Origin of the sequence: Accumulibacter sp. (genome assembly GCF_023806635.1) — a bacterium.
Lineage (GTDB): Bacteria > Pseudomonadota > Gammaproteobacteria > Burkholderiales > Rhodocyclaceae > Accumulibacter.
This window is the reverse complement of the sequence record NZ_JAMTDQ010000081.1, coordinates 64,509-75,155: the sequence shown is the minus strand read 5'-3', so window position 1 is coordinate 75,155 and position 10,647 is coordinate 64,509. Positions and strand designations below refer to the sequence as shown.

The 10,647-nt window shown below is 67.6% G+C and carries 6 protein-coding genes and 2 pseudogenes; 2 read left to right on the top strand and 6 right to left on the bottom strand.

Features of this window, described 5'->3' with window-relative positions; translation table 11 throughout:
• Positions 1-47: 47 nt before the first annotated feature.
• The 4 genes and pseudogenes from cphA (NFW30_RS14245) to NFW30_RS14230 form a co-directional block, all read right to left on the bottom strand.
• A complete protein-coding gene (gene cphA / locus NFW30_RS14245; RefSeq protein WP_295356190.1) occupies positions 48-2,630 on the bottom strand; it encodes a cyanophycin synthetase in 2,583 nt (860 codons plus the stop codon).
• Positions 2,631-2,726: 96 nt separating this feature from the next.
• Positions 2,727-4,880, bottom strand: a pseudogene (gene cphA, locus NFW30_RS14240) (cyanophycin synthetase); the annotation flags it as partial.
• A gap of 163 nt (positions 4,881-5,043) precedes the next feature.
• Positions 5,044-5,517 carry a DUF1854 domain-containing protein gene (locus tag NFW30_RS14235; protein ID WP_295356188.1) on the bottom strand — a complete coding sequence of 158 codons (474 nt, stop codon included), beginning with the start codon at positions 5,515-5,517 and terminating at the stop codon, positions 5,044-5,046.
• Positions 5,514-7,838, bottom strand: coding sequence for an ABC transporter ATP-binding protein (locus NFW30_RS14230; protein WP_295356185.1), 2,325 nt, complete (start codon positions 7,836-7,838; stop codon positions 5,514-5,516). The genes NFW30_RS14235 and NFW30_RS14230 overlap by 4 nt, the downstream gene beginning before the upstream one ends.
• Before the next feature lie 234 nt (positions 7,839-8,072).
• On the opposite strand from NFW30_RS14230, the pseudogene NFW30_RS14225 reads away from it, so the two are divergent.
• Together NFW30_RS14225 and NFW30_RS14220 are read left to right on the top strand one after the other, a co-directional pair.
• A pseudogene (locus NFW30_RS14225) lies at positions 8,073-8,333 on the top strand (DUF4160 domain-containing protein).
• A complete protein-coding gene (locus NFW30_RS14220) occupies positions 8,330-8,608 on the top strand; it encodes a DUF2442 domain-containing protein (RefSeq protein ID WP_295356183.1) in 279 nt (92 codons plus the stop codon). Before NFW30_RS14225 ends, NFW30_RS14220 begins: the two are co-directional and overlap by 4 nt.
• Before the next feature lie 57 nt (positions 8,609-8,665).
• On the opposite strand, the gene NFW30_RS14215 is transcribed toward NFW30_RS14220, so the two are convergent.
• Both NFW30_RS14215 and NFW30_RS14210 read right to left on the bottom strand, forming a co-directional pair.
• Positions 8,666-9,421: a fused MFS/spermidine synthase gene (locus NFW30_RS14215; protein ID WP_295356181.1), complete on the bottom strand. Its 756-nt coding sequence runs from the start codon at positions 9,419-9,421 to the stop codon at positions 8,666-8,668.
• A gap of 82 nt (positions 9,422-9,503) precedes the next feature.
• Positions 9,504-10,556: a LuxR family transcriptional regulator gene (locus NFW30_RS14210; protein ID WP_295356179.1), complete on the bottom strand. Its 1,053-nt coding sequence runs from the start codon at positions 10,554-10,556 to the stop codon at positions 9,504-9,506.
• Positions 10,557-10,647 lie beyond the last annotated feature (91 nt).

Genomic DNA, 10,647 nt, shown 5'->3' with positions numbered 1-10,647 from the left:
GTTCGACCAAAAAAGTCCAGACCTAATTTTGCGGGTAAAGGGCAGGCCTAGCCCTCTCGCAGGCGAAGCTTGATGTGCTCGAGCGCTTCCTCGATCTGGTCGATCAGGATCAGGCAGAGATCACCGGCGGCAAGCTCCGCCAGTGCGCTGTCGATCGCCAGGAATTCGCCATGAATCTCCCGGATGTCCTTGGTTCGCGTCGCCTGCTGCAGGCCCGCGCGCAACAGCGCCAGCACTTCACCGTCGGCACGGCCACGCTGGCACTGATCCTGGTAGAGAATCACGCGATCGAAGGCGCCGCCGAGAATCTCCGTCTGCTGCCGAATGTCCTCGTCACGCCGGTCGCCGGCGCCGCTGATGACGACCGAACGCTTGCTGCCCGGCGCTGAGGGCAGGTTGTCGACGGCGTCGACGAGGGCCTGGATGGCGTCCGGGTTGTGCCCGTAGTCGGCGATCAGCTTCGCCCCGCGGTAGTCGAAGACGTTGAAGCGTCCGGGAGCGGTCTGCACGTCGCTGACGAAACTGGCCAGACCGCATTCGATCGTCTGCCAGTCGCGTCCCAGCGCCCAGGCGGCGGCGATTGCCGCCATCGCGTTCTGCACCTGGAAGCCGATGGCTCCGTCCTGCGTCAGCGGGATCCGGGCGAGCGCGATGCGATGTTCCATGCCGCCGCCGGAGGCGACGAGAGACGCACCGTCGCGGTAGACCACCCGCTTGCGCTGTGCGCGGTGCATCGCCACCACCGGATGATTGCGGTCGGTGGCGAAGAAGGTGACGCTACCCGGGCAGGAGTCGGCCATGCGCGCCACCATCGGGTCGGCGGCGTTGAGTACGGCAACCCCGCGTCCCGGTCTGACGTTCTGCACGATCACCCGCTTGACGACCGACAGCTCCTCGACGCTGCTGATGTAGGAGAGACCGAGGTGATCGCCCAGTCCGATGTTCGTCACCACCGCCACATCGCAGCGATCGAAGCCGAGACCCTCGCGCAGGACACCGCCACGTGCCGTTTCCAGCACCGCCGCATCGACGCGCGGATGGAAGAGCACATTGCGCGCACTTTTCGGACCCGAGCAGTCGCCGGTGTCGATCCGCCGCCCCTCGACGTAGACGCCGTCGGTCGTCGTCATGCCGATGCGCAGGCCCTGCTGCGCGAGAAGGTGCGCAATCAGGCGAACGGTGGTCGTCTTGCCATTGGTGCCGGCAACGGCGACGACGGGAATGCGCCCGTCCTCGCCAGGAGCGAACAGGTTGGCGACGATCGCCTCGCCGACCGGACGTCCCTTGCCGAAGGAAGGCTGCAGGTGCATGCGCAGCCCCGGCGCAGCGTTGACCTCGACGATGCCGCCCCCTTGCTCCTCGAGCGGCCGCAGGACGCTGTCGCAGACGACATCGACACCGGCGACGTCGAGGCCGATGGTCTGCGCCGCGGCGACCGCCTGCGCGGCAAACTCGGGATGCACGTCGTCGGTGACGTCGGTCGCCGTGCCGCCGGTGGACAGGTTGGCGTTGTTGCGCAGCACGACGCGCTTGCCGCGCGGCGGGACCGAATCGGCGGTCAGCCCCGCCTTCGCCAGGCGGGCGATCGCCAGGTCGTCGAGGCGGATCCGGGTCAGCGACGTCGCGTGCCCGTCGCTGCGGCGCGGGTCGCTGTTGACCCGCTCGACCAGCTGCCGGACGCTGTGCACGCCGTCACCGACGACCAGCGGCGGATCGCGTCGGGCGGCAGCGATCATCCGGTCGCCGACCACCAGCAGGCGGTAGTCATGCCCGGGCAGGAAGCGCTCGACGAGCACCTCGTCGCTGATCGCGCAGGCAATCCCGTAGGCGGACTCGATCTCCTCGCGGCGCGTCAGGTTGACCGCCACACCCTTGCCCTGGTTGCCGTCCTGGGGCTTGACGACGACCGGCCCGCCGATTTCGCAAGCGGCGGCCCAGGCGTCCTCGGCACTGAGGACAGGACGGCCGGTGGGGACCGGGACGCCGGCGGCATGCAGCAGGACCTTGCTCAGTTCCTTGTCCTGGGCGATCGACTCGGCAACGGCGCTGGTCAGGTCGGTTTCCGCCGCCTGAATCCGGCGCTGCCGGCTGCCCCAGCCAAACTGCACCATGCTGCCTTCGGTGAGTCGACGGTACGGTATGTTACGCGCCACGGCGGCGTAAACGATGGCGCCGGTGCTCGGACCCAGTCGGACGTCCTCGTCGAGTTCGCGCAGCCGCTGCAGCGCGCCGTCGAGCGCGAAGGGACGGTTTTCGACGGCTGCGCGGCAAAGATCCTCGGCCAGCTCGAACGCGAGGCGGCCCACGGCTTCCTCGCTATACTCGACGACGACCTGGTAGGTGCCTGTTTCGACCGTCTCGGCCGTCCGGCTGAAGGTGACCGGGCAGCCAGCCTGCGCCTGCAGTCCGAGGGCGGCAAACTCGAGTGCCTGCGCCATCGATACCGCCTCGTCGTGCCCCAGTGGCCGCAGCATGTCCAGCTCGGGAAAGCGCTCGCGCAGACGGGTCTCGAAGGCCGGCATGTCGTCGATGTTGCGCTCGCTGTCGGCACAACGAACGATCGCCTCGATCGACGTGTGCCGACTCCACAGGTTGGGACCGCGCAGGGCGCGGAGACGCGAGACTTCCATGAATGATTCCCTTCCAGAAGGTGCCTGTCAGAAGTGCTGCGGCGGAGTACCGGGTCGCTGCCGTCCCACCGCGGCTGCTCAACCAGCGGTCGCCGTTTCGAGAGCCGTGCGGACGATCTCGGGCGCGATGCCGAGAGCCCAGGCAGCCGCGGCAGCCGCGAGCACGTGCTCCACCTGCGCCGCGCTGCGCCCGGCATCCGTGAGCGGGATCAGCCGCAGGCTGGTGATCACGGTGTCCTGCTCGCGGTTGCCGAAAACGACATCGCCAGCACGCACGAAGACCGCCCGGCCACCCCGCCCGCGGTGCTCGACGATCGCCGGCAGGTCGCCGTCAGGAGCGAAGAAGATCACTTCCCCATCGCAGAGCGGTGCCATGTCGACGAGCATCGGCTGACTGGCATTGAGAACGGCCGCCCCGCCGGGCAGGACGACGTCCACCTGCGTGCGCAGGATGGTGAAGACCTGTTCGGCGGTGGCCACATCGTGCCGGCCGAAGTGCCGCTCCGGCTCGATGTCGGTGACGATGCCGACTTGGCAGCGGTCGTAGGCGAGCCCGTCGCCGAGAATGGCGTCGCAGCCGTTCTCGACGATGGCGGTTTCCACGGTCCGGTTCATCAGGATACGGTTGGCCGACCCCCAGTTGGCGGCATCGCCGTGATCGATGCAACGCCGGCCGACGAACAGGCCGCTGCTGCACGCCAGCCCGGTGTTCCTGCCGCTGAGGCCGACGATGGCGGCGAGCAGACGGGCGACAGCGGTCTTGCCGGTGCTGCCGCTGACACCGACCACCGGGATGCGACCGTCGTCACCATTCGGGAACAGTTCGTCGACGATGGCCCGCCCGACCGGCCGCGGCTGGCCGTTCGCCGGTTTCAGGTGCATCAGCAGACCCGGGCCGGCATTGACTTCGACGATCGCGCCGCGCTGCTCATCGAGCGGACGCGAAATGTCCTCGCAGACGAGGTCGACACCGCAGATGTCGAGGCCGACGATGCGCGCGGCGAGGGCGGCGGTGTCCGCCGTCTCTGGATGGACGAGATCGGTGACATCGTCGGTATGGTTGCCGCTGCGCACGATCAGCACCTCGCGACCGGCCGCCGGAACCGAGTCGGGAGTGAAGCCCTGACGAGTCACCTCGAGGCGGGCCACCGGATTCTCGGCGAGGAGGATGACGTCGAGCGGGAATTCCTCGGCGGCACCACGCCGAGGATCGGAGTTGATCTGCAGGTCGATCAATTCGTCGATCGTCGACCGGCCGTCACCGACCACCGTTGCCGTCTCGCCACGGGCAGCGGCGGCGAGCTTGCCGCCGATCACCAGCAGGCGGTGCTCGGAACCGCGCACGTAGCGCTCGACGATGACCCCGCTGCCCTCGTCGACGGCAGCGACATAGGCCGATTCCACTTCTTCGCGCGCCATCAGGTTGGTGAACACGCCGCGGGCGTGGTTGCCGTCCGAGGGCTTGACCACCACCGGCAGGCCGATCTCCCCGGCGGCCTCCCAGGCGTCGGCGGCGCTCTCCACCAGCCGCCCTTCGGGTACCGGTACACCACAGGCACCGAGCAGTGTCTTCGCCAGATCCTTGTCGCGCGAGATGCCCTCGGCGATGGCGCTCGTCCGGTCGCTCTCGGCCGTCCAGATGCGCCGGCTGCGGGCGCCGTAACCGAGTTGCACCAGATTGCCAGTCGGCAGCAGGCGAATGAACGGGATCCGCCGGTCCTTGGCCGTTGCCGCCTCGACGATGCAACCGGTGCTCGGGCCGAGCAGCCTGCGCTCGGCGAGGTCGGCCAGGCGCTCGACGGTGCCGGCGACATCGAATGCTTCGTCATGGATCGCCGCCAGCAGCAGTTCGCGACCGGCGTGCAGGCAGCTGCGCGTCACCTCTTCATGCCAGGCACGGACGACCACCTTGTACACCCGGCGCGTCGAGGTCTCCCGCGCCTTGCCGAAGCCGCCCGGCATGCCGGCCAGGTTCTGCAGCTCGAGCGTCACGTGCTCGAGGATGTGGGCCGGCCAGGTGCCCTCCTGCAGCCGCCGCAGGAAGCCGCCCGGCTCGCCGTAGCTGCAGCGGTGGTCGGCGAGGGAAGGCAGAAAGCTCGCCAGTCGCTCGGGAAAACCCGGGATCGTGTTGGATGGAAAGTCCTCCAGGTCGCCGATATCGACCAGCGCTTCGATCACCGGACGGTAGGTCCAGATGTTCGGACCGCGCAGGTAGCGGATTTCGAGAAACTTGATGTCTTTGCTTTTCATGGCGTCGGTCCAGGGACGAAAGGGTTGGCGCGCACTGGCGCGGACGGGATGGCAAGCAGGAACGCCGGACCGTCGCACCGGTAAGATCCGCCGGGCATCGCGCTATCAACGCGGCACGAGACGATCGGCTGACCCGCGGCGCGGGCAACGGCCATCGCCCGGCTCACAGGAAGCGATCGAGGATCCGCCGGCTGTGCTGGTCGAGTGCCTGCCGGTCGCGGATGAGGAAGTGGATGCCGTGACTGTCGGCGATCAGCAGAGCCGGCGACGCCAGGCGACGGATGTCCTCCTCCCCCTTGAGAACGAAGCTCGTGCGGCCGCGATCGGTCTCGACCTCCCATGTGCTCGGTGTCGCAAAGCTGCCGACGCCGACGATGCGCTCGATCACCGGCATGAATTCGCGCCCAGCCAGTTCGTCTGCGAGCAACTGCCTCTGGTCATCCGGCAGCTCGTCGAGGCGGTCTATCCAGGCCAGTTCGTGGCCATAGGGATCGACCAGGGCGAGGCCGTCATCCGGCGCGGTGATCGGGAAGGCGCGCACCGGTGCGACGCCTTCATGGATCTGGCCATCGGCGGTGCGCAGTTCGAGACGCCCGAAGGCATTGCGCTGCAACTGGTAATCCGGGCGCGGCTTCATTCGCGGTCCCCCTCGTCGTTGCGCTCGATCTCCAGCCGCCGCAGTTCTTCCTCGGTATCGACGTTGCGCGCCTGTGCCTGGTAGAGGCGGTAGTAGTGTCCCTCACACGTCATCAGCTCGTCGTGGCTTCCGACCTCGACGACGCTGCCGCGATCGAGTACCACCAGCCGGTTGGCGTCGCGCAGCGTCGACAGGCGGTGCGCGATGGCGATCGTCGTCCGGCCGCGGACCAGATTGTCGAGCGCTTTCTGGATTTCCTTCTCGGTCGTCGTATCGACCGACGACGTCGCCTCGTCGAGGATCAGGATGCGCGGGTCGATGAGCAGCGCACGGGCGATCGAAATCCGCTGTCTCTCGCCACCGGAAAGCGCCTGCCCGCGCTCGCCGACGAGCGAGTCGTAACCGTGCGGCAGGCGCAGGATGAACTCGTGCGCGTGCGCTGCGCGGGCGGCGGCGACGATCTCGGCCCGCGTTGCCTCGGGCTTGCCGTAAGCGATGTTCTCGGCGATCGTGCCGAAGAAGAGGAACGGCTCCTGCAGCACCAGGCCGATGTGCCGGCGGTACTCGGCAACCGGCAGCGAGCGGATGTCGACCCCGTCGATCAGGATCGCTCCCTCGCTGACGTCGTAGAAACGGCAGATGAGATTCACCAGTGTGCTCTTGCCGGAGCCACTGTGGCCGACCAGGCCGACCATCTCGCCGGGCTCGATGACGATGCTGATGTCGCGGGTGACGCTGCGCGTGCCGTAGCGGAAGCCGACACCGCGCAGCTCGATGCGGCCGGAAACCTGCGGCAGATGCACGGGGCTGGTCGGCTCGGGGACGCTCGAGACGTGATCGAGGATGTCGAAGATGCGCTTGGCGCCCACCGCCGCCTTCTGCGTCACCGAGACGATGCGGCTCATCGAGTCGAGGCGCAGGTAGAAGCGGCTGATGTAGGCGAGGAATGCCGTCAGTACGCCAACCGTGATCCGGTCGCCGGCGATCTGCCAGATGCCGAATGCCCAGACGATCAGCAGGCCGAATTCAGTCAACAGGGTGACCGTCGGCGAGAACACCGACCAGACGCGGTTGACGCGGTCGTTGACATCCAGGTTGCGGACGTTGGCGGCGCGGAAGCGCGCTGCCTCGCGCGCTTCCTGGGCGAACGCCTTGACGACGCGTATGCCGGGAATCGTGTCGGCGAGGACGTTGGTCACTTCCGCCCAGACCCGGTCGACGCGCTCGAAACCGGTCCGCAGGCGTTCACGGACGACGTGGATCAACCAGGCGATGACCGGCAACGGCAGCAGGGTCACCGCCGCCAGCCAGGGGTCGATCGACACCAGGATCACCGTCGTCATGGCGATCATCAGCACATCGGTGGCGAAATCGAGCAGGTGCAGCGAGAGGAAGATGTTGATGCGGTCGGTTTCCGAGCCGATGCGCGCCATCAGGTCGCCGGTCCGCTTGCCGCCGAAGTACTCCTGCGACAGCTTCAACAGGTGCTCGTAGGTCGCCGTGCGCAGATCGGAGCCGATGCGCTCGGAGACCAGCGCCAGGATGTAGGTGCGCCCCCAGCCGAGAATCCAGGCGAGGAGCGACGATCCGAGCAGGCCCGAGAGATAGAGCAGCACCAGCCCGGGATCGATCGGCTGCCCGTTCTGGTAGGGGATCAGCACCTTGTCCATCAGCGGCATGGTCAGGTACGGTGCCACCAACGTCGCGGCGGTGGTCAACAGCGACAGGATGAAGGCGCCCAGCAACTGCTTGCGGTACGGCCGGGCGAAGCGGCCGAGTCGGAGCAGGGTCCACGTAGAGGGCGGCTCGTGTATCTCGCGGCTGCATGCGGGACACTCCTCCTGCCCGGCGAGCAGCGGTGTCTCGCACTTCGGACAGAGGCTGACGCTGGCTGGTGGCGGCATTTCGCCGGTCAGCCTGAAGCTCTGCTGGCGCATGAAGCGCTCGATCAGCCGGCCAGCGGCGACGTCTGCGGCAAGCGTGTAACGCCAGTGTGCGAGCCGCCCCGCCGCGTCGCACAACTCGAGCGTCCCGACACCGGAATGATCGCGCCGCGAGAGCAGCAGGCCCGCCCGATAGGACCAGCTCTGCCAGTGCTGCTCGCCCGCCGGGACGACCAGCAGGCGCTCGCTGCTGACGACGACCAGGCCACGGGCAAAGTGCAGTTCGCCGTCGAGGTCGATCTCGAGCCAGGCCAGCACCTGCTCGCCGGCGGCCAGCTGCGTCGACAGGCGCTGCGACCAGTGGGCCGGCAGAACGGACCCCGACGCGCCGGCCAGCGACGTGGCATCGGCAGGGAGCGTGCGATGGGCTACGGACATTTCGAAGACCGGGAGCGGGCAAGGACGCAAGTATAGCGCCCTTGCCCGCTCCCGGGCCGTGCTCGGAGCAGCAGTGAGCAGCAGTCGATCGCGTTGCAGCCGGCAGGCGCGCGCGAAAAGCCGGCAAGGGCCAGCACAGACTCCCGTTCGGCAACAGCGAGGAACTAGCGAAGAAGCGGGAGTTCGCGCCAGGATAACTGGCATAATGGGTCACTACGTTCAAGCAGGCAGGCCATGCCCACCATCAGCCAATTCTTCGGGATCGTCATCCAGATGTTCTGGCGGGAGCATGCCGCGCCGCACTTTCACGCGCTCTACGGCGAGTGCGAAGCGTAGATCGACATCCGAACACTGGAGGTCATTGTCGGCCACCTGCCCAAGCGCGCGCTGAACCTGACGATCGAATGGGCCATCGAACATCGCCAGGAACTCATGGAGAACGGGAATCTGTGCCAAGCCAAACTACAGCCCAAGAAAATACAGCCGCTGGAGTGATTCCCGCTGCGCCGTGGCGGATTCTGGCGGTCACGGTGCTGCCTGATTACCGGTTGGCCGTCAGCTTCCGGGATGGCCGCAACGGAATCGTCGATTGCTCATCGATCAAAGCAGCAAGCAATCCAGGCATCTACGGCCCGTTGCGCGACCCGGATTTCTTCACCCAGGTTCGGGTCGAACTCGGCGCCCTCACCTGGCCCAATGGCGCCGATCTCGATCCGGGTTGGCTGCATGCGGAACTGGCCGACAGGACATCGTGGTCCGTCCCCTTTTGACTGTGCTTCTGACCTTAGGGCGGAGGTAGAGCGCCCTCGCCAGCTCCCAAGCCGTGCTCAGAGCAGCAGTCGATCGCGTTGCAGCCGGCCCGCCTGGCGCAGGCGGGCAAGCGTCGGCTGCAGGTTGAGGCCGCTCACGGCCTGCCAGTGCCCGGCACGGCTGACGAGCTCGCTGCCGGCGACGTCGACGGCCTCGCCGGCGGTGGCGAAGACGATCGTGTTGCCCTTGTCACAGGAAGGAAAGAGCAGCGAGCGGCCACCGAACGCCAGCCCGATGCGCTCGGCACTGGCAGCGAAGCCGCGCTCGCGGCCCAGGAGGTTGACCACCAGCAGGCCGCTTTCGCTCAATCGCGCCCGGCAGGCCTGATAGAACGGCAGCGTGTCGAGGGCACCGGCGCGCGCCTGGCCGTCGAAACCATCGACCAGGATGCAGTCATGCCGGCTGTCGGCGTGCAGCATGTGGTCGGCACCATCGGCAATCAGCACGCGCAGCCGGAGCGGGTCGTCCGGCAACCGGAAGTGCAGACGGGCGACCGTCTCGACCTGCGGATCGATTTCGACGACGGTGATGCGCGTCGCCGGCAGATGATGGTAGATGAACTTCGCCAGCGACCCGGCGCCGAGACCAATCAGCAGTGCGTCACGCGGCCACGGGGCGGCACGCAGCAGCAACCCGGCCATCATCTCGCGCGTGTAGGGCAGCTCGAGGGCATTGGGCCGCTGGATGCGCATCGCGCCCTGCACCCAGTCCGAGGAGAAGTGGAGGTAGCGCACCCCCGCCTTCTCGCTGACTTCGATCGACTGGCGAGCCATCAGCGGCGACGACCGCGCGGCAGGCGCCCGTCCGTGGGTCGCGGCGCGCGCGGCAGGAGGACGGCAACCGTCCGCCCATCGATCACTCGGCCATTCCCGTCGGCAGCCGCGACGTTGCAGAGTCGAGGCGGAGGGCCAGTTCCACCTTGCTGCCGACACCGAGCTTGCGAAAGCAATGCGCGACGTGGTTGCGCACCGTCGCCGGGGACAGCGACAGCGCGCGGGCGATCGCCGAATGCGTCTCGCCGCTGGCGTAGCGCCGGGCAATCTCGCGTTCGCGCACCGACAGTTGTGCCAACGCGCCGGTCGAACGGGCGAGAACGAAGCGGTACTCGCCACAGTCGCTGACATCCAGGCGCCACGCGCCGACGACATGCGCATCGCCAGCCTGCACACTGACGGCCAGCGGTTCAGGCAGGATGCTGCCACTGCAGGCCGGCCAGTGCTGGCGTAGCAAGGCGACGAAGGACGGCGACGCTTCACGCAGCAGACCGCGTCGGTCAACCACCGCCCACGCCTGGTTGACATGGCCAGGCAGACGCAGGAAGTGGCGGAGCCAGGCCGCACGGTGTGTCGCCGCCAGGTGCGGCATCAGGAGTTCCTTCAGCTGGCGATCGGTTTCGGAAAACGGCGGCCAGGGATCCTGCCGCCAGAGCGTCAGGAACTCGTGGAGCGCAGTCGTGCGCTCGCGCAGCAGCGTCCCGAGCGCCCACTCGATCCTGAAGCGGCGTCCGAAGCGTCGGTAGAAGGTGCTGCGCAGGTAGGTCTCGCGCGCCACGAGATCGCCAAGGCTGATCGCCGTTCCCGGATCGGCGATCAGCGCGGCACGGAAGAAATCGTGCTCGCTGCAGCGTGCGTACGCCTCGACGATGCCGCGGTCGCAGTTGTGCAGGTGCATCTCGTGCAGTGCCGGAGGATCAGCAGAGGCGCTTCCCCAACACGCGCAATCGAAGCCGATCACGGTAGCAACCTGCTCCAATGCCCAGGCGCGATAGCGGCCGAGCGGCACCTCGCGGCCCTCCCGGTACAGGGAAAGGATCACACCGTTGAGCAAGCGGGCATCAGCCATCTCCATGACCGGATTGTGCACCAGCCGCCGCCGTGCCGCCAGTGGCCGTCGCGCACGGCCTGGCATGGTGCAAATGCACTAGTTCCGTCCTTTACAGCGCTGTTCCGGCCACTTCAGATGATCCTGCGACGATCCCCCAAGCGACCGGACTGTACGC

Bases quoted from the DNA above. Each gene is read 5' to 3' on its own strand.
- NFW30_RS14210 (WP_295356179.1), bottom strand. From the start codon at position 10,556: ATGCCAGGCCGTGCGCGACGGCCACTGGCGGCACGGCGGCGGCTGGTG.
- cphA (WP_295356190.1), bottom strand. From the start codon at position 2,630: ATGGAAGTCTCGCGTCTCCGCGCCCTGCGCGGTCCCAACCTGTGGAGT.
- NFW30_RS14230 (WP_295356185.1), bottom strand. From the start codon at position 7,838: ATGTCCGTAGCCCATCGCACGCTCCCTGCCGATGCCACGTCGCTGGCC.
- NFW30_RS14235 (WP_295356188.1), bottom strand. From the start codon at position 5,517: ATGAAGCCGCGCCCGGATTACCAGTTGCAGCGCAATGCCTTCGGGCGT.
- NFW30_RS14215 (WP_295356181.1), bottom strand. From the start codon at position 9,421: ATGGCTCGCCAGTCGATCGAAGTCAGCGAGAAGGCGGGGGTGCGCTAC.